This window comes from Streptomyces sp. NPDC050121, assembly GCF_044460385.1.
Taxonomy (GTDB): domain Bacteria; phylum Actinomycetota; class Actinomycetes; order Streptomycetales; family Streptomycetaceae; genus Streptomyces; species Streptomyces soliscabiei.
Genome location: NZ_JBITJV010000014.1, coordinates 66087 through 86984, shown reverse-complemented (window position 1 = coordinate 86984; position 20898 = coordinate 66087). Strand labels below are relative to the sequence as shown.

Annotated in this window: 15 protein-coding genes and 2 pseudogenes; 6 read left to right on the top strand and 11 right to left on the bottom strand. The window is 72.8% G+C overall.

The window, feature by feature from the left end:
- Positions 1-73: 73 nt before the first annotated feature.
- Positions 74-1954: an ABC transporter ATP-binding protein gene (locus tag ACIBTS_RS22325; protein ID WP_319671657.1), complete on the bottom strand. Its 1881-nt coding sequence runs from the start codon at positions 1952-1954 to the stop codon at positions 74-76.
- Positions 1955-2110: 156 nt separating this feature from the next.
- Here ACIBTS_RS22325 and ACIBTS_RS22320 point away from each other — a divergent pair, with 156 nt between their 5' ends.
- The gene (locus tag ACIBTS_RS22320; RefSeq protein ID WP_399321521.1) at positions 2111-3076 is read left to right on the top strand and encodes a YbhN family protein; all 966 of its coding nucleotides are present in this window, start codon (positions 2111-2113) and stop codon (positions 3074-3076) included.
- Between the two features lie 308 nt (positions 3077-3384).
- Complete coding sequence (locus ACIBTS_RS22315; RefSeq protein ID WP_319671630.1) at positions 3385-4482, top strand: mechanosensitive ion channel family protein; 1098 nt, start codon at positions 3385-3387, stop codon at positions 4480-4482.
- 14 nt (positions 4483-4496) lie between these two features.
- Here the strand turns inward: ACIBTS_RS22315 and ACIBTS_RS22310 are convergent, their stop codons facing one another.
- Positions 4497-6053: a M1 family metallopeptidase gene (locus ACIBTS_RS22310; protein ID WP_399321519.1), complete on the bottom strand. Its 1557-nt coding sequence runs from the start codon at positions 6051-6053 to the stop codon at positions 4497-4499.
- Positions 6054-6264: 211 nt separating this feature from the next.
- Here ACIBTS_RS22310 and ACIBTS_RS22305 point away from each other — a divergent pair, with 211 nt between their 5' ends.
- Together ACIBTS_RS22305 and ACIBTS_RS22300 are read left to right on the top strand one after the other, a co-directional pair.
- Positions 6265-8484, top strand: a complete 2220-nt coding sequence (locus tag ACIBTS_RS22305) for an NADP-dependent isocitrate dehydrogenase (RefSeq protein WP_399321517.1) — start codon at positions 6265-6267, stop codon at positions 8482-8484.
- Positions 8485-8582: 98 nt separating this feature from the next.
- A complete protein-coding gene (locus ACIBTS_RS22300) occupies positions 8583-9383 on the top strand; it encodes an N-formylglutamate amidohydrolase (protein WP_399321515.1) in 801 nt (266 codons plus the stop codon).
- 74 nt (positions 9384-9457) lie between these two features.
- Here ACIBTS_RS22300 and ACIBTS_RS22295 read toward each other — a convergent pair whose 3' ends face one another.
- Genes ACIBTS_RS22295 through ACIBTS_RS22285 form a run of 3 tightly spaced genes read right to left on the bottom strand, consistent with a single transcriptional unit; the run spans position 9458 to position 12046 of the window.
- Entirely contained in the window at positions 9458-9946 is a 489-nt protein-coding gene (locus ACIBTS_RS22295) for a hypothetical protein (RefSeq protein ID WP_319677226.1), read from the bottom strand.
- Between the two features lie 23 nt (positions 9947-9969).
- Entirely contained in the window at positions 9970-10608 is a 639-nt protein-coding gene (locus ACIBTS_RS22290; RefSeq protein ID WP_173877641.1) for an RNA polymerase sigma factor, read from the bottom strand.
- Positions 10609-10615: 7 nt separating this feature from the next.
- Positions 10616-12046, bottom strand: coding sequence for a S8/S53 family peptidase (locus ACIBTS_RS22285; protein ID WP_399321513.1), 1431 nt, complete (start codon positions 12044-12046; stop codon positions 10616-10618).
- Positions 12047-12340: 294 nt separating this feature from the next.
- Here ACIBTS_RS22285 and ACIBTS_RS22280 point away from each other — a divergent pair, with 294 nt between their 5' ends.
- Positions 12341-14920 carry a CHAT domain-containing protein gene (locus ACIBTS_RS22280; RefSeq protein ID WP_399321724.1) on the top strand — a complete coding sequence of 860 codons (2580 nt, stop codon included), beginning with the start codon at positions 12341-12343 and terminating at the stop codon, positions 14918-14920.
- A 29-nt stretch (positions 14921-14949) separates the two neighbouring features.
- Here the strand turns inward: ACIBTS_RS22280 and ACIBTS_RS22275 are convergent, their stop codons facing one another.
- A complete protein-coding gene (locus ACIBTS_RS22275; protein WP_399321512.1) occupies positions 14950-16902 on the bottom strand; it encodes a LuxR C-terminal-related transcriptional regulator in 1953 nt (650 codons plus the stop codon).
- A 78-nt stretch (positions 16903-16980) separates the two neighbouring features.
- Here ACIBTS_RS22275 and ACIBTS_RS22270 point away from each other — a divergent pair, with 78 nt between their 5' ends.
- On the top strand, positions 16981-18066 hold the full coding sequence (locus tag ACIBTS_RS22270) for a M12 family metallopeptidase (RefSeq protein WP_399321510.1): 1086 nt from the start codon (positions 16981-16983) through the stop codon (positions 18064-18066).
- 109 nt (positions 18067-18175) lie between these two features.
- On the opposite strand, the pseudogene ACIBTS_RS22265 reads toward ACIBTS_RS22270, so the two are convergent.
- From ACIBTS_RS22265 to ACIBTS_RS22245, 5 genes and pseudogenes are all read right to left on the bottom strand, one after another.
- A pseudogene (locus ACIBTS_RS22265) lies at positions 18176-18781 on the bottom strand (F420-dependent methylene-tetrahydromethanopterin reductase); the annotation flags it as partial.
- Complete coding sequence (locus ACIBTS_RS22260) at positions 18748-19803, bottom strand: LLM class flavin-dependent oxidoreductase (RefSeq protein ID WP_399321508.1); 1056 nt, start codon at positions 19801-19803, stop codon at positions 18748-18750. The pseudogene ACIBTS_RS22265 and the gene ACIBTS_RS22260, both read right to left, overlap by 34 nt.
- A gap of 112 nt (positions 19804-19915) precedes the next feature.
- Complete coding sequence (locus tag ACIBTS_RS22255) at positions 19916-20047, bottom strand: putative leader peptide (RefSeq protein WP_399321506.1); 132 nt, start codon at positions 20045-20047, stop codon at positions 19916-19918.
- An 11-nt stretch (positions 20048-20058) separates the two neighbouring features.
- A pseudogene (locus ACIBTS_RS22250) lies at positions 20059-20250 on the bottom strand (GNAT family N-acetyltransferase); the annotation flags it as partial.
- A 68-nt stretch (positions 20251-20318) separates the two neighbouring features.
- Positions 20319-20819: a DoxX family protein gene (locus ACIBTS_RS22245; RefSeq protein ID WP_079658148.1), complete on the bottom strand. Its 501-nt coding sequence runs from the start codon at positions 20817-20819 to the stop codon at positions 20319-20321.
- Positions 20820-20898 lie beyond the last annotated feature (79 nt).

Here is a 20898-nt window from a genome sequence, read left to right as displayed (position 1 = left end):
TCGGCGCGGCCCTTGCACGGCGCGACGCCCGCCAGGGCACGGGCGTCGCGGCGTGGCTGTCACGGCGTGGTCCTCACAGCGCGGCGGCCTCCGTGATCCCCGGCTGCTGGAACTGCGTGCGGTACAGCTCCGCGTACCGTCCGCCCGCCGCCAGCAGTTCCTCGTGCGTGCCGCGTTCCACGATCCGGCCGGACTCGACGACGAGGATCAGGTCGGCGGCGCGCACGGTGGACAGACGGTGGGCGATGACGACCGCGGTGCGGTCCGCGAGCGCCTCGGCGAGGGCCTCCTGGACGGCCGCCTCGGAGGTGTTGTCGAGGTGGGCGGTGGCCTCGTCGAGGATGACGACGCGCTGACGGGCCAGCAGCAGCCGGGCGATGGTCATGCGCTGGCGTTCGCCGCCGGAGAGGCGGTAGCCGCGTTCGCCGACGACGGTGTCGAGGCCGTCGGGCAGGGAGCGGACCAGGTCGTCGAGGCGGGAGCGGCGCAGGGCGTCCCAGAGGTCGTCCTCGGTGGCCGTCGGACGGGCGAGCAGGAGGTTCGCGCGGACGGTGTCGTGGAAGAGGTGGCCGTCCTGGGTGACCATGCCGAGGGTGGCCCGCAGGGAGCCCGCGCTCAGTTCGCGGACGTCGATCCCGCCGATGCGGACGGCGCCGGCGTCGACGTCGTAGAGGCGTGGCAGGAGCTGCGCGATGGTGGACTTGCCGGCGCCGGAGGAGCCGACGAGGGCGACGGTCTGCCCCGGGTCGGCGCGGAAGGAGACGCCGTGCAGGACCTCGGCGCCGTCGCGGGTGTCGAGGACGGCGACCTCCTCCAGGGAGGCGAGGGAGACCTTGTCGGCGGACGGGTAGCCGAAGCGGACGTCGTCGAACTCCACGGAGACGGGGCCCTCGGGGACCTCGCGGGCGTCCGGTTTCTCCTCGATGAGCGGCTTCAGGTCGAGCACCTCGAACACCCGCTCGAAGCTGACCAGCGCGCTCATCACCTCCACGCGGGCCCCGGCGAGGGAGGTGAGCGGGGCGTAGAGGCGGGTCAGGAGCAGGGCGAGGGCGACGACGTCACCCGGTTCGAGGGTGCCCTTCAGGGCGAGGTGGCCGCCGAGTCCGTAGACGAGGGCGAGGGCCAGGGCGGAGACGAGGGTCAGGGCGGTGATGAAGACCGATTGCGCGGTGGCCGTGCGCACGCCGATGTCCCGGACCCGGGCGGCCCGCGCCGCGAACTCCGCCGACTCCTGCTCCGGGCGGCCGAACAGCTTGATCAGGGTGGCGCCGGGCGCCGAGAAGCGCTCGGTCATCCGGGTGCCCATCGCCGCGTTGAGCGCGGCCGCCTCCCGCTGCATGCCGGCCATCCGGCTCCCCATGCGGCGCGCCGGGATCACGAACACCGGCAGCAGGGCGAGCGCGAGCAGTGTGACCTGCCAGGACAGGGTGAGCATGACGGCGAGGGTGAGGACCAGGGTGACCAGGTTGGAGACCACTCCGGAGAGCGTGTTGCTGAAGGCCCGCTGGGCGCCGATCACGTCGTTGTTGAGTCGGGAGACGAGCGCTCCCGTACGGGTACGTGTGAAGAACGCGACCGGCATCCGCTGCACATGATCGAACACGGCCGTGCGCAGATCGAGGATGAGCCCCTCCCCGAGCGTCGACGAGAGCCTCCTGCCCAGGATGCCGAGCGCCGCCTCCAGCACCGCGATGCCTGCGATGAGCAGGGCGAGCCGGACGACCCTGTCGGCGTCGCCGTGCGACACGATCGCGTCGACGACCCATCCGGCGAGGACGGGGGTGGCCACGGCGAGCAGTGCGGTCATCACCCCCAGCACGACGAACAGAGCGATCCGGCGGCGGTGCGGTCGGGCGAACTCGCCGATGCGGCGCAGCGCCGCACGGTCGAAGGGGCGGCGTTCCTGCTGGGCGTTCATGACGCTGTGCAGCTGCATCCACGCCGTGGTTTCCATGCTCATAGGACTGACCGTAGAACCTCAAGCGACCTTGAGGTCAACGTTCTCCCCATATGGACAAAGGATCAGAGGACGGACCCGATGACCGTACGTAATGTTCCGTCCCCGCTTCGGCAACCCGCCGTTGGCGCCGTGCGGAGAACCTCTCCGAGTGTGACAGCGGTTCCCGTTCCCCCAGGCAGGCCGGCCCGGCGTGTGCCGGCGCGCCAGGTCCTGTGTCTGCTTCCGCTCCTGCTGGTCACCGTGGTCGCGGTGCGGCACCGGTCCGTCCTCGCCGAGGGTTTCGCACAGTTGCGCAGAGCCGAGTGGCCCTGGCTGCTGGCCGCGGTCGGGGCGACGTGTCTGACGTGGGTCGCGGCGGCCTTCACCCGGCAGGGCGCGGTCGTGGAGCGGCTGCCCGGCCGGCGGCTGCTGGCCACGCAGTTCGCGGCGGGCGCGGCCAACCACCTGCTGCCGACGGGCCTCGGCGCGGGCGCGGTCAACCTGCGGTTCATGACGGTGTGCGGGGTGCCGCTGGCCCGCTCCTCGGCGGCCCTCGCGCTGTATCTGCTGGCGGAGGGCGTGGCGAGGGTGGGTCTGCTGACCGTGCTGCTGCTCGTCTTCCCCGACGCGCTGCAGTTCGGTTCCCTGCTGCCCGACGGGGCGCTCGGCCCGCTGCTGGGCGCGCTCGCGGTGGTGGCGCTCGTGACGGCGGCCGTGCTCGCCCTCGTACGGCGGCTGCGGTCGGCGGTGTGTTCGTTCCTGCGCACCGCGCTCGGCGAGGCGCGCTCGGTGCACTCCCGGCCGGCCCGGGCGCTGGCCCTGTGGGGTGGCTCCCTGGCGTTCCCGGTCCTCCAGGCGGCCGGCCTCGCCGCGGTGGGTCAGGCGTTGGGGCTGCCGGTGCCGGTGGGGCACATGGCGGTCGCGTATCTGGCGGCGACGGTGGCGGTCGCGCTGGTGCCGACGCCGGGCGGGATCGGCTCGGTGGAGGCGGCGCTGGTCGTGGCCCTGGTGGCGGCGGGCGGCCCGGTGGCTCTCGCCACGGCCGTGGTCCTCGGCTACCGGATCATCACGGTGTGGCTGCCGCTGCTGCCGGGGGCGTTGACGCTCGGGGCGCTGGTGCGGATGAAGGTGATCTGACCCAAGCGGAAGCTCACGCCCGCGTACGCCGTCCCGGGGGCTCTCACATCCGTACGCGGGGACGCTTTTCGGCCGGGTTCGCGGAAACTGGACCGGTGGGGCCGCCCTGAGCTGCGCGATCCCTCCGCCACGGCCGGTTCCTCGGGTACGAACTCCCGTGTCGGATACGGCAGGATGAGCGGTTGCGTCTTCTCTGCGGAGGGACGCGACCGCACTTCCCGGAACCGAGCAGGTGACATCGTGACGAGACTTCACATCCGGCCGTCGGCGGCCCCGTGTGCCGCGGATCGACTTCCCGGAGGTGACCGGTGAACCGCGCACTGACTCTGGACGACGGCGTCATCGCCGGAATCGCCCTGGCCACCGGGCTGTTGGCGGCCTTCCTGTCGCGCACGCTGCTGCGCTGGCTGGCGAAGCACGCCAAGCGCACCAGGTGGAGCGGCGACGACGTCGTCGTGGACGCGCTGCGCACCGTGGTGCCGTGGGCGGCGATCGCCGGCGGTGCGGCGGCCGCGGGCGCGGCGCTGCCGCTGACGAAGGCCGTCCAGCACACCGTCAACCAGTGTCTGACGGTGCTGCTGATCTTCGTGGTGACGGTGTCGGCGGCGCGGGTCGTCGCCGGACTGGTGCAGTCGGTGACCACCTCGCGCTCCGGCGTCGCCGGGTCGGCCACGATCTTCGTGAACATCACCCGGATACTGGTCCTGGCGATCGGCTTCCTGGTGGTGCTGCAGACGCTGGGCATTTCGATAGCCCCGCTGCTGACCGCCCTGGGCGTCGGCGGTCTCGCCGTCGCGCTCGCCCTCCAGGACACCCTCGCGAACCTCTTCGCGGGCATCCACATCCTCGCCTCCAAGACCGTGCAGCCCGGCGACTACATCAAGCTGAGCAGCGGCGAGGAGGGGTACGTCGAGGACATCAACTGGCGGCAGACGACCGTGCGCGCGCTCTCCAACAACCTCGTTGTCATCCCCAACGGGCAGCTCGCCAAGACGAACATGACCAACTACATGCGTCCCGAGCAGGAGTTGACGATCCTGGTGCAGGTCGGCGTGGCCTACGACAGCGATCTGGAGCATGTGGAGCGCGTGACCACGGAGGTCATCGAGCAGGTCATGACGGGGGTGGAGGGCGCTCTTCCGCACCACGAACCCGCCATCCGCTTCCACACCTTCGGCGACTCGCGGATCGGCTTCACGGTGATCCTGGGCGTCGGCGAGTTCAGCGACCAGTACCGGATCAAGCACGAGTTCATCAAGCGGCTGCACCGCCGCTACCGCGAGGAGGGCATCCGGATCCCGGCGCCGGCCCGGACGGTGGCGTTGCAGCAGGGCGCGGTGGTCATCCCGCAGCAGCGCACGCCCGACGACGTCGTGCAGGGCGAGGTGTCCGCCCTGCACGACTGACGGCGGCCGTCGCCTCAGAGGGTCGCGGAGTTCTCGTGCCAGTGCCCGCCCCTGCGACTGTGCGGGGCGGCCAGGGAGGTCTTCGCGGGCGTCACGGTCCAGTCCGGGTGGCCGGGCATACGTGGTGTCGTCGTGCCGTACAGCCAGTCCCGCAGGAACCCGGACAGGTCCTGTCCGTACACCTTCGAGGCGACGGCGATGTAGTCCTCCGTCGTCGCCGAGGAGTTGCGGTACCGGTCCAGGAAGCAGCGCTCGATCGCGTGGAAGACGTCCTCGCCGACGACCTGACGCAGCGCGTACAGCACCAGGACGCCGCCCGTGTAGCGCTGGCTGTCGAAGAGGTTGACGGCGTTCGGGGCGGCGACCGGGCCCGAGTCGTGCCGCCACTGGTCACCGAGGCCGTAGGTGAACTTCATCCGGTCCTCGAACGTGCTGTAGCCGAGCGAGTCGGTCCAGCCGCGCTCGTAGCGGTAGAGCAGCCCGTAGAAGTCGGCGTGGCCCTCGTTGAGCCACAGGTCGGCCCAGGTGGCGGGGCTGACGCTGTTGCCGAACCAGGAGTGGACCAGCTCGTGCATCATGTGCGAGCCGATCTTCGGCTCCGCCTGGAGCAGGAAGTTCGGCTTGTACAGGGTGAGGGTCTGGGTCTCCAGACCGGTGAAGTCGAAGGCGTTCGGGTCGTCGGAGTTGCAGGGCAGCAGGCCGTACGTCTCGAAGGGGTAGGCGCCGAGCCGCGCCTCGATCCACTCGACCAGGCCCGGGGTGAGGGCGAGCGCGGGCTCCAGCGCCTCGGCCCGGGCGGTCGGGACGACGTCCCGCAGGGGCAGTCCGTGCGGTCCCCGGCGCTCCTTGACGATGTAGTCGCCGACCGTGATCTGCACCAGTTCGGTGGCGATCGGCGAGCGCGAGCGGTAGGTGTACGCGGTGCGGTCGCCGGCCAGGCGCTCGGTGCAGACGAGCGTGCCGCTCGCGACGGCGCGCAGGGCGGCCGGGACGGTGATCCGGCAGGTGAGGTCCGCCTTGTCCGACGGATGGTCGTTGCAGGGGAAGACGGTGTGCGCCGAGTCCGGCTGCGGGCAGACGGCGAACCCGTCCGGGGTGGGAACCCACGCGGTGTGCGCGAGCGTACGGCGCGGGTCCACCGTGTACGTCACGCACACGGTGACCCGGGCCCGGGCGTGCAGGGGCCGGGCGGGAGTGATCCGCAGCTTCTCGTCCACCTGCTCGAAGGCGGCCGTGCGGCCGTCGACGCGGACCGTGCGTATGTCCAGGCCGAGGGAGTCGAGCGAGAAGCGGCCGAGGGCCTGGGCGGTGCGCAGCTCCAGGGTCGCCGTGGCGTCGACGAGGGCGGTCGTGGGGTCGTAGGAGAAGTCGAGGTGGTAGGCGGCGACGCGGTAGCCGTCGTTGCCGAGGGCCGGGAAGACGGGGTCGCCGAGGCTCTCGGGCGCCGGGCCGGCCCCGGTCTTCGCACCCGTGTCCTGCGCGCCCGCGTACGCCGTGTTTCCCCCGGTCAGCGCGGCTGTCGTGCCGATCAGGACGGCCGCCGGGGCCGTCACTCTGCTGCGATATCTCATGGTCCGCTTTCGGTCGGGCGGCCGGGTGGTCCGTCCGGCCGTCGGATGAGGTTCGACGCTCTCTCCTTGCCATGACCTCGAAAACAGACGATTCGGTTGCACCGGGACGACACCCGGACATCCCGACCGTGGGGAGACCCCTGTCGAGCCGGACCCCGGCACGAGATATCTTGATGTCGAGCAATGTTGCAGACGTGGAGCGGAGCACCCGGTGACTGACTCGACCATCATCTATACGCACACTGACGAGGCCCCGGCCCTGGCGACGTATTCCTTCCTGCCGGTGGTCCAGGCGTACGCCTCGCAGGCCGGTGTCTCCGTGGAGACGCGGGACATCTCGCTGGCCGGGCGCATCATCGCCGTGTTCCCGGAGTACCTGACCGAGGACCAGCGCATCCCGGACGCCCTGCACGAGCTGGGCGAGCTGGCCAAGACGCCCGAGGCCAACATCATCAAGCTGCCGAACGTCTCGGCGTCGATCCCGCAGCTCAAGGCCGCGGTCGCCGAGCTGCAGGCACAGGGCTACGCGCTGCCGAACTACCCGGACGACCCGAAGACCGACGAGGAGCGGGACATCCAGGCCCGCTACGACAAGGTCAAGGGCTCCGCCGTGAACCCGGTCCTGCGCGAGGGCAACTCCGACCGCCGCGCCCCCGCGTCGGTCAAGAACTACGCCAAGACCCACCCCCACCGCATGGGCGCCTGGACCGCCGAGTCCAAGACGAACGTCGCGACCATGGGCGAGAACGACTTCGCCGCCACCGAGAAGTCCGCTGTCATCGCCGAGGACACCACGCTGCGCTTCGAGCTGGTCGGTGAGGACGGCTCCGTCACCGCTCTTCGCAAGCCCCTGAAGGTCATCGCCGGTGAGGTCGTCGACGCCGCCGTGCTGCGCGCCGACGCGCTGAACGAGTTCCTCGCCGCCCAGGTCGCCCGCGCCAAGGCCGAGGGCGTGCTGTTCTCCGTGCACCTGAAGGCGACGATGATGAAGGTCTCCGACCCGATCATCTTCGGCCATGTCGTACGCGTCTTCTTCCCGAAGACCTTCGAGCAGTACGGCGCCACGCTCGCCGCCGCCGGCCTGTCCCCCAACGACGGTCTCGGCGCCATCCTCAAGGGTCTGGAGGCCCTGCCCGAGGGCGATGCGATCAAGGCGTCCTTCGACGCGGAGCTCGCCGAGGGCCCGGCCCTCGCCATGGTCGACTCCGACAAGGGCATCACCAACCTGCACGTGCCGTCCGACGTGATCGTCGACGCCTCGATGCCGGCCATGATCCGCACCTCCGGCCACATGTGGGGCGCGGACGGCCAGGAGGCCGACACCCTCGCGGTGCTGCCGGACCACAGCTACTCCGGCGTCTACCAGGCCGTCATCGAGGACTGCCGCGCGAACGGCGCCTTCGACCCGGCCACCATGGGCTCCGTCCCGAACGTGGGCCTCATGGCGCAGAAGGCCGAGGAGTACGGCTCCCACGACAAGACCTTCGAGATCAAGGCCGCCGGCACGGTCCGCCTGGTCGACGAGGCCGGCAATGTCGTCCTGGAGCAGGCCGTCGCCGCCGGTGACATCTTCCGCGCCTGCCAGACCAAGGACGCGCCGATCCGTGACTGGGTCAAGCTGGCCGTCACCCGCGCCCGTGCCACCGGCGACCCGGCCGTCTTCTGGCTGGACCAGACCCGCGGCCACGACGCGGTGATCATCGAGAAGGTCAAGCAGTACCTGCCGGAGCACGACACCGAGGGCCTGGACATCAAGATCCTGTCCCCTGTCGAGGCGACCAAGCTGTCCATCGAGCGCATCCGCCGCGGCGAGGACACCATCTCCGTCACGGGCAACGTCCTGCGTGACTACCTGACCGACCTGTTCCCGATCCTGGAGCTGGGCACCAGCGCCAAGATGCTGTCGGTCGTCCCGCTGATGGCGGGCGGCGGCCTGTTCGAGACGGGCGCCGGCGGCTCCGCGCCGAAGCACGTCCAGCAGCTGGTCAAGGAGAACTACCTGCGCTGGGACTCCCTCGGCGAGTTCTTCGCGCTGGTCCCCTCCCTGGAGCAGTACGCGACGTTCACCGGCAACGCCCGCGCCCAGGTCCTCGCCGACACCCTCGACCGCGCCACGGCGACCTTCCTCAACGAGGACAAGTCCCCGACCCGTCGCGTCGGCGGCATCGACAACCGCGGCAGCCACTTCTACCTGTCCCTGTACTGGGCGCAGGAGCTGGCGACGCAGACCGACGACGCGGACCTGGCGAAGGCCTTCGCCCCGCTCGCCGAGACCCTCGCGGCGAACGAGCAGAAGATCGTCGACGAACTGCTCGCCGTCCAGGGCAAGCCGGCCGACATCGGCGGCTACTACCAGCCCGACCCGGCGAAGGCGGCGAAGGTCATGCGCCCGTCGCCCACCTGGACCGAGGCCCTGGCAACCCTGAGCTGACCGTCACCCCGCACCACGCCTCCGCCCCGCCCGGCACCACCCGGCCGGGGCGGAGCCGCGTTCCCGGCTTTTCGGCCCACAGCCCCCGGAGCAGCCTCATGCCCCCCGCCGGCCCCTCCTTCGCGTTCCTGCCCGGTGCCGCCGCCTCCCCGGTGATCCTGCATGTGCCGCACTCGGCGCGAGAGATACCGGCCGAGGTACGCGCGGGCATCGTGCTGGACGACGCGGCACTGGAGCAGGAGCTGAACCACATCACCGACTCGCACACCGCTGAACTCGCCGAGGAGGCGGCCCGGCTGGCGGCCGTCACTCCCTGGCGGTTCGTCAACCGCCTGTCGCGACTGGTGGTCGACCCGGAGCGGTTCCCGGACGAACGGGAGGAGATGCGGGCCGTCGGCATGGGCGCCGTGTACACGCGGACCACGCACCGCGAGGTGCTGCGGCCCGCGCAGACCGATCCCGAGCCGTTGGTCGCCCGCTACTTCCGGCCGTACGCACAGGCGATGACCGATGCCGTCGCCGAGCGGCTGGCGGCCGTCGGGCGGGCCGTCGTCGTCGATGTGCACTCCTACCCCGGCGCGCCGCTGCCCTACGAGCTGCACGGCGAGGGGCCGCGGCCGCCGGTGTGTCTGGGCACCGACGCCTTCCACACCCCGGCCGACCTGCTCGCCGCCGCACAGGAGGCGTTCGGGGCGGCGGTCGGGGAGACCGGGCTGGACAGCCCGTTCTCCGGGGCGTACGTACCCCTGGAGTACTACGGGAAGAACCCCCGGGTGAGCGCGCTGATGGTGGAGATCCGCCGGGACACGTACATGAGCGAGCCGGGCGGTCCGGCCGGTCCGGGGCTCACCCGGCTCGCCTCTGCGCTGGCGTCCCTCGTGACCGCCGTCACCGGCTGACGTCGGGCTGGAGCACTTCCGCGCGACAGGCGGCCGGGGTCCGCGCCGCGGGCGCGGGCGCGAGTTGTCGGGCCTCAGGCGCGCAGCCACTCCGTGACGACCACCTCCCCGCCGGTCCGCAGCCGCAGGGCGAACGGCCCGGTGGGCGGTGCGGAGCAGGCGAAGCGGCCCATGTCGTCGGCGGTGAGGGCGGCGCCCGCCCGGGGGCCGTGCAGGACCTCGATCGAGGCGGCCTGGGGCGGCAGCAGCTGGCCCATGAGTCCCTCGCCGCTCACTTCGACGTCGACCGTCAGCCCACCCGTGTGGAAGGTCAGCATCCGGGGCACGTCCTCCGCTCCCCGCACCGGGATGGCGTCGACCAGCGAGTCGAACGTCAGCTCGGCGATCCGCGCGTCCAGATCGTGCAGCGCGTAGGCCTCGATGGCGGCCCGGCGCAGTTCGGCCGGGACCGGGTCCAGGACGGCGGCGGCCCGACGGAGTTCCTCCTCCAGGCGGTCGTGGTCGAACTCCTCGTCGACGAAGGGGACTTCGCCGAAGATGTCGTCCCGCTCGTCGTCGTTCATGCCGTTCATGCCGTTCATGTCGCTCACCGTGCTCCCCGTGCGTCGAGTCGGGCGCGCAGCCGGCGCAGACATCGCTGGCGCATCGGTCCGATGCTGCCGACGGCGATGCCGAGTGCGGCCGACACCTCCTGATAGCTGGGCGGCGGTGAGGCGATCAGCACCCCCAGCAGTTGCCTGCAACGCTCGCCGAGCGCCTCGAACTCCTGCCACAGGAAGCGGACGCGCTCGCTCTGCGCGGCCGCCTCCTCCGAGTCCAGGACCGACTGCTCCGGTGTGAGGTCCTCGCTGGCCCGGTCGAGCAGCTGAGGATCGTCGGTCGGCGTCAGCCGCCTCAGGCCCTTGATCACTTTCAGGCACTCGTTGCGCGCGGTGCTGGCGAGCCAGGAGCCCGCCTTGTGCGGCTCGCGGATCCGGCCGAGATGCTGGGCGAAGCGGAACCAGACGGTCTGGTACACCTCGTGGCCGTCGGCGTCGGAGAGCCGGTGTGCGCGCACGACCGACCAGACCAACGGGCTCAACCCGTCCACCAGCGCTTTCCAGGCCGCCGTGTCACCGTCGACGGCGGACTGGACGAGCGCGCCGACATCAGTACGGTCCACGGTCCCACCCCTCGTGTACGGCCTGTCATCGTACGCCGTGGCGGGGCTTGTCCCGGACGTCATGGGGCCCTCACGCCGGGCCCACCGGGACCGGGCGCCAGGTGGCCGGACGGAGGGCCGGGACGTGCGCCCCGCGCACCTCGGCGAACTCGGTGTTCGTGGCGAGCAGTCGGCGGGCGGCGGCACGGGGATCGCTCTCCTGGTGTTCGGTCATGCAGGCGGCGACGAGCCCTGCCACCACGGGAGTCGCGAAGGACGTCCCGCTCCAGGCGGCCAGCCCCTCGAACATCACCTGGTCCGGCTTGCCGGGGGTGAGCTGCTGCGCCTCGCTCAGCACACCGGTGTGGCGCGGGGAGCAGCAGGTGCAGGAGTAGGTGAAGCCGTAGCGGCAGGCCTCGTAGGTGGAGTGCTGGTAGACGTACGGGACGGGGGTGTCGAAGCCGGTGAGGGCGCTGGTGAGGCGCTCGCCGGGGGCGTACGCCATGACCCACGGACCGTGGTTGCTGAAGCAGGCGCCGAACTCGCCGTCGCCGCGCAGCGCGCCCACCGACAGCACCGCGTCGGCGTAGTCGGGCAGGGCGGCGTAGGCGGCCGGCCAGAAGGGGGCGGCGCTGGCGTTGTTGCCGGCGGCGGCGACCAACAGGGTGTCGTGCGCGCGGAGTTCATCCATGAACGCGGCCACGCCGAGCAGGCCGTCGACGCCGCCGTTGGAGGTGCCGGCGGAGAGGCTGATGATGTCGGGCCAGCCGTCCTCGACGGCGTCGAAGAGCCTCTCGCCGAACTCCGACTCCAGGATCGCGCCGGCGTCGTTGAGGGTGTTGCGCACGGTGACGTCGGTGTCGGGGGCGACGGCCGCGATCAGTCCGGCGATGAACGTGCCGTGGCCCACGTACTGCTGGAGGATGCCGTTGTCGTCGGTCTCCCTGAGCTGGGCGTCGCCCTCGGTGCGGGCCAGCAGCGGGTAGGAGCGGTAGTCGTGCGTCAGGCCGGTGTCGACGACGAGCACGCCGACGGCGCCGGCCGGGCCGTCCGCCCCGTGCGCCGACCGGGCCGCGGACGGGTTGGGCGGCTCGGTGCGCGGGACGGGCACCGGCTCGTCGCCGGGACAGGCGTTGACCGCGATGGACACCACGTGGTTGCGGCTGACCAGGCGGCGGCCCGTGCGTCCCTCCGCCTCCCGCAGCGCGCGCAGGGCTCCCGCCACGGTGTGGTCGGCGCCGCGGCCCCCCTGCCCGGGGTCGCCGACCCGGATGCGGGTGATCCCGGAGCGGTTGGACCGCGGGCCCGCCCGGCGCACCTGCTCCGGGGCCAGGCCCTCGGTCGCGGTGAAGTGCGAGCGGACGGCGTCCTCGACGACCTGGGCCTCCTCCCCGTCGCGGGCGAGGACGACTCCCTTCTCGTAGATGAACTCGGCGGAGTCGTCCGGGCCCATCGCCAACGGGACGTCGGGCAGGGCGCGTTGGATCTGGTCGAACTGCTCGTGGAATCGCTGTGGTGCCATGGCGTGTCCTCCCCTACAGCCGGTGGTCGTCAGCAAGACCCGCGAGGCGGTCGTCTGATACAGGTGATGCGACGACCGGTTCGGGTGGTGCGGTTGCGCAGTCAGGTGGTGTGGTTGCGGTCGCGCGCCCCCTCGTTGCGCCCCCTGACCACGTCTCCGCCCGCGCCGAGTCCGTTGACACGACGTCCAATTGTTACTGGTGGATACGCCGCCGAACGGGTGTGGCGTGCAGGCCGGAGCACTACCATCCGTGGGGTGACAGCGGGAAACGACTCGGTTCTCGAACTGCTGCCGATGGTGTTCGCTGCCCCGGGCGAAGCGTTGTCGCGGGCGGAAGGACTGCTCGACACCGATCCGACGCCGTTGCACGCCTCGGTCGCCCACCAGGTGATCGGCATCTGGCAGCGGGACTGGGGCGACATGCGGCTCGCCCTGGACCATCTGCGGCGCGCCCGGGATCTCGCGGCGCGCGCGGACTCCGCCGAGCGGGAGGCGGACGTCCTCGGCACACTCGGCGTGGCCCTGGTGCACGCGGGCCGCACCCGGCAGGGACTGACGGCGTTCGAGCAGGGGGTCGAGCGCGGCACGGGCCACACCCGCGCGCGCGTGCTCTACCGGCGTGCCTACTCCTTGTGGGTGCTCGGCCTGCATCGCGAGGCCCTGGAGGACGTCCGCCGGGCGATACCCGTACTGCGCGGGGCGGACGACGTCATCTGGACGGCGCGCGCCCTCACCCTGCGCGCCACCGTGCATCTCGCTCTCGGAGCGGTGGACCGGGCCGAGGCCGACTTCACGGCGGCCGAGGCGCTGTGGGAGACCACCGGCCAGGAGCACGACAAGGCGGACGCGGTGGAGAGCCGGGGCCTGGCCGCGTTCCGCTCGGGGGACGTCCCGGCGGCACTGAGGCTCCTCGACGAGGCGGAGGAGCGCTACGCCAAGCTCGGCACACCGACGTTCATGCTCAACATCCGGCGCTGCGAGGTCCTGATGGCGGCCGGACTCGCGCCGGAGGCGCTCGCCGAGGCGGACGCGGCCATAGGGGTGCTGGACGGCATCGGCGGACAGTCCACCCGCAAGGCGGAGCTGCTGCTGGCGGCGGCGAAGGCGGCGCGGCTCGCGGGTGATCCGGGGACGGCGATCGCGCGCGCGGCGATGGCCGAGCGGCTCTTCGCGGGGCAGCGGCGCACCTGGTGGGAGGCGCACGCGCGGCTGGTGCTGATCGAGGCGCGGGTCGCCACCGGGCGCGCCTCGGGCCGGCTGGTCGCGGACGCCGCCAGGCTCGCCGAGCGGCTCGCCGCGTTCCAGGCGCCGGCCGCACCGGAGGCCTGGCTGCTGGCGGGCCGGATCGCGCTGGACCTGAACTGGCAGACGGACGCCGAGCGGTATCTGCGGATCGCCGCCCGCAGCCGGCGCAGCGGCCCGCCGCTGGCGCGGATGACGGGCTGGGCGGCGCAGGCCCTGTGGGCGCGGGCGACGGGCTCGGGCCGGGGCGTGCTGGAGGCCTGCCGGCGTGGGCTCGACGTCCTGGACGACCATCGCACGACGCTGGGCGCCTCGGAGCTGCGGGCCCGGGCCACCGCGCAGGGCGCCGAACTCGCCGCGCTGGCCCAGGAGGTGAGTCTGGAGCGGGGCGGGCCGCGGCAGTTGCTGGTGTGGAGCGAACGCTGGCGGGCGACGGCGCTGTCGACGCCGCCCACCCGGCCGCCGGCCGACCCGGCGCTGCTGAGCGGGCTGACCGCGTTCCGGGTGATCGCCGCCCGAGCGCACGCCGCCCGGATGGAGGGCAGGCCCGTGCCGACGCTGGAGCGTGAACAGCGGCGTCTGGAGCGGGAGATCCGCTCCCGGACCCTGCACATCCGCGGGGTCGCTCCCTGGGGCGGCGACCGGTTCGGCGGCGACCGGTTCGACGCGGGCCGGCTGCTGGAGCGACTCGGCGCGGCGCGGCTGGTCGAACTCGCCGTACTGGACGGGCGGGTTCAGGTGCTGCTGTGCGGGGGTGGGCGGGTGCGCCGGTTCGCGGGCGGGCTGCTGGCGGAGGCGGAGCGGGAGGCCGAGCACGTCCAGGCAGGGCTGCGGCGACTGGCACACCCCGGGGCGGAGGGTCGGCTGCCGGTGGTGGACGCGGCGGGACGACGGCTCGAGGAGCTGCTGCTGGGCGAGGCGGCGAAGCATCTGGGCCCGGGTCCGCTCGTGGTGGTGCCGCCGGCCCGGCTGCACCGGGTGCCGTGGGCGGTGCTGCCGTCGCTGCGGGAGCGCGTGGTGAGTGTGTCGCCGTCGGCGAGCGGCTGGCTGCGGGCGCGGGAGACCGAGCCGCCGCCGGGCGGCCGGCAGGTCCTGGTGCGCGGGCCGGGGCTTGCGACCGGCGGCGCGGAGGTGCCGGAGGTGGCCGGGCGGTACGGCGCGCCGGTCGTGCTGGAGCAGGCCGACGCCCAAGTTCCGCGGGTACTGAAGGAGTTGGACGGGGCGGCGCTGGCGCACATCGCCGCGCACGGCACGTTCCGCGCCGACAGCCCGATGTTCTCGTCGCTGCGCATGGCCGACGGTCCGCTGATCGTCCACGACTTCGAACGGCTCGCCCGCAGCCCGTACCGGATCATCCTCTCCAGCTGTGACACCGCCCGGCTCGCCTCCGTCGGCGCGGACGAACTCCTCGGCCTGGTCACGGCGTTGCTGCCGCTGGGCACGGCGGGCGTGGTGGCGAGCAGCGCGCCCGTCAACGACGCGGCCGTGGTCCCGCTGATGCTGGCCCTGCACAAGGGCCTCAGCGCGGGCCTGTCCCTGGCGGAGGCCCTGCGGGACGCGCGGGCCGCGCTGCCGGAGGACGCGCTGCACCAGGCGACGGGCTGGGCGTTCACGGCGTTCGGCGCGGCCTGAGCTTCTGGGCCCGGCCGGTTCAGGGCGTTTCAGGCGGGCTGTTCCACCAGCCACGGCAGGGCTCCGCGGTCGCCGGCGCCGAGGCGGGTGTAGGCGCCGTAGAGGTGGTTGCCGACGGTACGGACGGACAGGGTGAGCCGTTCGGCGATCTGCCGGTTGCTGAGACCGGCCGCGGCGAGGGTGACGATCTGCCGCTGACGGGCGGTGAGTTCGCCAAGCACCAGACCCGACAGCGCCGGGGTGCGGGCACCCTGACAGCGCCGGGCCAGGGCGACGGCACGCGTACGGGCGGTGCGGGCCGCACTGGGGTCGCGATGGGCCCGTACGGCCTGCGCGTGCGCCTCGGCCGCGAAGAGGAGGAAGCCGCGCTCCTCCAGCTCTGCGGCCACCAGGTCCAGGGCGGAACCGTCGCCCCGCGCGAGCGCACGCGCGTGCCGGCCGAGAACACCATCGGCCGGAAGCAGGCGTACGGCCCGCTCGGGCACGCCGAGCCGGACGGCGTCGTACGCGGAATAGGGGTTGTAGGCGTCGTAGGCGTCGTAGGCGTCGTAGGCGGAGGCGGCGACGTGGCCGGAGTCGGGGAGGTGAGGGGGACGGGAGGCGCACGGCGTGGGCAGGTCCTGGCGCGCGTCGGCGTCGTGGCCGGCGGACCGGCCAGGATCGGCGGGATCGACGCGGGCCGCGGTGCCCGTGGACGGGCCCTGGCCCGCGCAGGTCGAGATGGTTTCGAGGGCCTTGAGGGCCGTGTCGAGGTCGCCGCGGGCGGCGGGTGGCCAGGCGGCTGTGCCGGAGTGTTCGGCGAGGGGATCGACGAGCGCGCCCGTCTCCCCCGACTGGGCGGCGGACAGGGCCAGTTCGGTGCGGCAGGCGGGATCGTGCGGCGCCGCGGCCAGGCCTTCCCTCGCCCAGGCCGCCGCCTCGCGCAGTTCTCCCCGCAGCCGTGAGAACCGCGCGCGGACGGCGGCGTACCACGGCGGTACCGGTTCCCCCTCCGCGACGAGCCACTCCCCCACGGGCGTGGGCGTCGTACGGACGTCGGCCCGCTCGATGCGGCGGGTCAGCCCGGCCGCCTCGGCGGCGAGGGCGGGTGCGACGGGCCGCCGGCGGACGGTCGTGTCGTCGGCGGCGACGTCGAGGAGGCCGTCCGTCTCCAGGCGTTCGAGGATCCGCAGGTCAAGGGTGTCCGCCGGCAGCGGCAGGGGTTCGGCGAAGGCGAGGCGGTCGAGGGCCTCGCGTTCGTCGGGGCAGGTGCGGGCGAGGACGGCGGCGGTGCGTTCCCGCAGGGCCGGGGTCACCGGGAGCCGGCCGCGCCACGTCCATGCGTCGCTGTCCGCGCCCCGGGTGAGCACGCCCTGCTCGCGCAGCGCGTCCAGCAGGTCGCGCAGGAGGCGCAGGTCGCCCCGGCACAGCCGCAGCAGACGGTTGACGGTAAGGGGCTCCAGCGGTCCGCCGGGGGCCGTGAGGAGCTGGACGGTCTCCTCGTGGGGCAGGGGCTGAAGGGCCAGACGGGGCAGCAGTTCGCCGGTCCACAGGCGGGAGACGGCGGCGGGGGCGGGGGCGCCGTCCGTGACGAGGACGAGCAGACGGGTGCGGCCCTGGACGGCCAGCTGGTGGACCAGGGCGGCGGAGGCGTCGTCCAGCAGATGCGCGTCGTCCACCAGCAACAGCCGTACTTCGGACAGGAGTTGGACGGCACGGTGCAGGGTGACGCCCTCGGGGAGAAGAGGGGCGAAGGCGGCGAAGGGCAGGGCCCGCATCTCGGGGGTGCCGGCCGCTCGGGCGCAGTCGGTGCCGCGGACGGCCTCCATGGCGAGGCGGGTGCGGCCGCAGCCCGCCGGTCCCGTGATCACGATGCCCGGCCGGGCCCCCGCCAAGGCGCGGCGGACCAGCCCCAGTTCCTCGTCCCGGCCGGCGAACGGCCACGGCGGTCGCAGGGGCTCGGCGTGCGGTTCGAACGTCGTCACATCTACTGGAGTCGGCATACTCACGCCTGATACAGGGCGACTTGAGTAGCCCTCGACTCAGGCCCCGGACGGGTTCCGCACGGCACTGTGGAGCCCATGACCGCCCGCTACTGCTCGCTCGCCCGGGAGTCGGCCCCCGCCTTCGCGCCGGGGCTGGCCGCCGTGCGGCTCGGCGCGCTGATGAGCGGGCGGCGGATGTGGGTCAACGGCACCGTGCTGCACTACTGCTTCTTCGACGGCGAGGGCGACGGGTCGGTCATCGCCGTGCCGGGCGGCGGGGGGACCCGGTGGGTGTCGTGGGTGGGCGGCGAGGACCAGCGGGAGGTCGTGCGCGACTGCTTCCGCGAGTGGCGGGAGCTGGGCATCGGGGTGTCGTTCGCCGAGGTCGCCGACCGCTCGGAGGCGGAGCTGCGCATCGGCTTCCAGCCGGGTGACGGCTCCTGGTCGGCGGTGGGCCGGGACGCGCTGACGGCCGGTCGGGGCGAGCGCACCATGAACTTCGGCTGGGACCTGACCGCGCCCGGGGAACGCGCGACGGCCCTGCACGAGATCGGGCACGCGCTCGGCATGCAGCACGAGCACCAGAGCCCGTTCGCCGGCCTCCACTGGGACGACGAGGCGGTGTACGCCGATCTGGCGGGACCGCCCAACCACTGGAGCCGGGAGCGGACCTGGTTCAACGTCCTGCGCAAGCTGGACCCGGCCGAGGTGAACGGGTCGGTGTGGGATCCGCAGTCCGTGATGGAGTTTCCCTTCGCGGCGGGGCTGATCCTCGAGCCGGAGCAGTTCCGCGGCGGTGTGCATCCGCCCGGCGCGCTGTCGCCGCTGGACAAGGAGTTCGCGCTCGGCTGGTATCCGCCGCTCGACGCGCCGCGTCCGCCCACGCTGGTGCCGTTCCGTTCGGTGGCGCTGACGCTAGGGCCGGGCGAGCAGGCCGACTTCACCGTCGAGCCGCGTGAGACCCGCGAGTACACCTTCGGCGCCTTCGGGGAGAGCGACTCGGTGGTCGTGGTCTTCGAGGAGCGGGACGGCGAGCCGCGCTTCCTGGCGGGACACGACGACGGAGGCACCCCGCGCAACGCCACGATCAGGGCCCGGCTAGTCCGGGGCCGCCGCTACTTCGTCCGCGTCCGCCTGTACTCCGGCTGGGGTTCGGGCGAGACGGCCGTCATGTGCTGGTGAGCCGCACGGCCACGTAGAGACCGCAGTCCGGCGCCGGGGGAAGCGCCAGGGCCGTCACCTTCGGGGGAGGGTGACGGCCCTGGCCACACCGGCCGGGGTCACGGTGCTCCTACGAGGCCGCCCGCTGGGCCGCCCCCGCCGTGCCGGGGTGGGCGAGACCGAGGTGGTCCCGGAGCGTGGCGCCCTCGTACTCGGTGCGAAAGACGCCCTGTTCCTGGAGGAGGGGGACGACCTTGTCGGCGAACGCGTCGAGGCCGCTCGGGGTGATGTGCGGGACGAGGATGAAGCCGTCCGCGGCGTCGGCCTGGACGTACTCGTTGATCGTCCGGGCGACGGTCGCCGGGGAGCCCACGAAGTTCTGGCGGTTGCCGGTCTCGATGACCAGCTCACGGATCGACCAGTTGTTCGCCTCCGCGAGTTCCCGCCACTCGCGGGCGGTGGCGAGCGGGTCGCGGTACATACGGACCTGGGCGCGCCCTCGGGCGATGTGCTTCTCGCCGAGGTCGGGGTCGATGTCGGGCAGGGGCCCCTCCGGGTCGTAGCCGGACAGGTCCCTGTTCCAGACGAACTCCAGGTGTTTGAGGGCGGTCGCGCCGCTGACCTGCTGGCGGCGCACGTGCTTGGCGAGCTCCTCGGCCTCGGCGTCGGTGTCCGCGAGGACGAAGCTCGCGGCGGGCAGGATCAGCAACTGGTCGGCACGGCGGCCGTACTCGCCTGCAACTCCTGTAGCAGATCGGCGAGTTGGGCGGGCGTGCCGGCGAATATGCAAGCGTCGCCGGTGTACTCCTCGCCGGCGAGGGCGTCGAGGCGGTCGCGGCGGGCGGCGGCCTCGGCCGGGTCGTCGTCGAGGAGGACGACCAGGTCCCCGAAGATGTGCAGCGGCTCGGCGGCCCGCCCCGCCGTCTGCTGTTCGGCGCGGATCTCGGCGACGATCGCCCGGGCGTGGGCGGTGTCGTGCGGGGTGACGTAGCCGACATCGGCGGCGCGGGCCACCAGGCGGTAGGGGATCGTGTCGTGGGCGAGGGCGGTGACCAGGGGCTGGCCCTGCGGCGGACGCGGCGTGATGGAGGGGCCCTTGACGCTGAAGTGGCGGCCCTCGAAGTCGATGTAGTGGAGCTTGTCGCGGTCGATGAAGCGGCCCGTGGCCACGTCCCGGATCTCCGCGTCGTCCTCCCAGCTGTCCCAGAGGCGGCGGACGACCTCGACGTAATCGGCGGCCTCGTCGAACAGGTCGGCCACCAACTCCTGGGTGTCCGGGGCGTCGTAGGCCTCGATGCGAGGGATCGTGCGGCGGCCGAAGTGGGCGGCGTCGGCGGGGCGGGCGGTGATCTGGACGCGCAGGCCCGCGCGGCCGGAGCTGACGTAGTCGAGGGTGGCGATCGCCTTGGACAGGTGGAACGGCTCGGTGTGGGTGGCCACCACGGTCGGGACCAGGCCGATATGACGGGTGAGCGGGGCGATGCGCGAGGCGATGAGGACGGCGTCGAGACGGCCGCGGACCTGGTCGGTGCGGTCGTCCGGGTCCAGGAAGTGCGAGGACTGCGGGCCGAGGCCGTCCTCTATGGTCACGAAGTCGAGCAGGCCGCGCTCGGCCTCGGCGACCAGGCCGGCCCAGTATCCGGCGGTGAACAGCTCACGGGGGCGGGCGACGGGCTCACGCCAGGAGGCGGGGTGCCAGCCGGTGCCGTCCAGCGCGACGGCGAGGTGCAGAGGGGAAGAGGAGGGGGTCGAGGACACGAGGGTGCCTTCCTGGAGGTCCGTACGAGAGCGCCGGCCCGCGCCGGAAGAGGGCGGAGCGGTGGGGAGCGCAGCGAGCTGAGGGTTCCCCGGCCGAAGGCTGGGGGAGGTTTCAGGAGCTACAGAGCGCGCCGGCCACGCGCTGGAGGTCGATGTGGGGCCGGGAGTGGAGGTGCACGGCATGGCATATGTGGATCACGGCCCGCCCCCTCCTTCGCCGGGCGCCTGACGGCGCCTCACACATCTCGTCAACAGTCACAACGCCCCGGCCTCACCGGATGTTCCTGGTGTGTGCAACGACGCGATGGTCGAGCGGCGGCGCAGGGTGAAGCCGAGGGATTCGTAGCGGCGGATCGCCGGGGTGTTGTCCACGGCGGCGTGCAGGAACGGGGTGTCGCCGCGGTCGCGGATGCCGTCGGCGACCGCGCGGATGAGCCGGGTGCCGAGGCCCCGTCCGCGCGGACCTGCTGAGCGGGGAGCATCGGGGACACCGCCTCAACCCGGCCCCCGCGGCCTCACGTTGTCTTCTGCGGGCGCCAGAACACGGCCAGGAGGCCGGCCGTCGCGACGATGCCCACTCCGAGCACCACCCCGGCGCCCGCCCATCCGGTCACGGCGATGTCCGCGGCCTCGTCGATCGCGTACTCCCCCGGCCCCCACGCCCCCAGCGCCACCGCGAGGACGCCCAGGACGAGGACGTACTCGTAGCCCTCCTTGAACACGAAGAACCCGTTGCGCCGGTGCGCGAGCAGCCCGGCCACCAGCATCACGGACAGCACGGCCGCGCAGGCCAACGGTGTGAGGAGGCCCGCCAGCAGCAAGGCCCCGGCGCCCAGTTCGGTCAGCACGCTCAGCCAGGCCTGCAGTCGCGGCCGGGTGAGGCCGAGGCCGCCGAACCAGCCCGCCGTGCCGGTGATGCCCCCTCCGCCGCGCCAGTGGTTCCAGCCGTGGGCCACCATCACCACGCCGAGAACGACCCGTACGAGCAGCAGAGCGGTGTTCGAAGCCTCACTCATCCCCACGTCCCCTTCTCCGTCGACAGCGCCTCACACCCAGCGAGCGCTCCTCGACGAAGGCGAGGGCATTCAGGTGGTA

What these genes read in the sequence shown, in the direction of transcription:
- ACIBTS_RS22325 (WP_319671657.1), bottom strand. Translation starts at nt 1,954, where the DNA reads ATGGAAACCACGGCGTGGATGCAGCTGCACAGCGTCATGAACGCCCAG.
- ACIBTS_RS22270 (WP_399321510.1), top strand. Translation starts at nt 16,981, where the DNA reads ATGACCGCCCGCTACTGCTCGCTCGCCCGGGAGTCGGCCCCCGCCTTC.
- ACIBTS_RS22245 (WP_079658148.1), bottom strand. Translation starts at nt 20,819, where the DNA reads ATGAGTGAGGCTTCGAACACCGCTCTGCTGCTCGTACGGGTCGTTCTC.
- ACIBTS_RS22275 (WP_399321512.1), bottom strand. Translation starts at nt 16,902, where the DNA reads ATGCCGACTCCAGTAGATGTGACGACGTTCGAACCGCACGCCGAGCCC.
- ACIBTS_RS22290 (WP_173877641.1), bottom strand. Translation starts at nt 10,608, where the DNA reads ATGACGTCCGGGACAAGCCCCGCCACGGCGTACGATGACAGGCCGTAC.
- ACIBTS_RS22280 (WP_399321724.1), top strand. Translation starts at nt 12,341, where the DNA reads ATGGTGTTCGCTGCCCCGGGCGAAGCGTTGTCGCGGGCGGAAGGACTG.
- ACIBTS_RS22285 (WP_399321513.1), bottom strand. Translation starts at nt 12,046, where the DNA reads ATGGCACCACAGCGATTCCACGAGCAGTTCGACCAGATCCAACGCGCC.
- ACIBTS_RS22295 (WP_319677226.1), bottom strand. Translation starts at nt 9,946, where the DNA reads ATGAACGACGACGAGCGGGACGACATCTTCGGCGAAGTCCCCTTCGTC.
- ACIBTS_RS22300 (WP_399321515.1), top strand. Translation starts at nt 8,583, where the DNA reads ATGCCCCCCGCCGGCCCCTCCTTCGCGTTCCTGCCCGGTGCCGCCGCC.
- ACIBTS_RS22310 (WP_399321519.1), bottom strand. Translation starts at nt 6,053, where the DNA reads ATGAGATATCGCAGCAGAGTGACGGCCCCGGCGGCCGTCCTGATCGGC.
- ACIBTS_RS22255 (WP_399321506.1), bottom strand. Translation starts at nt 20,047, where the DNA reads ATGTGTGAGGCGCCGTCAGGCGCCCGGCGAAGGAGGGGGCGGGCCGTG.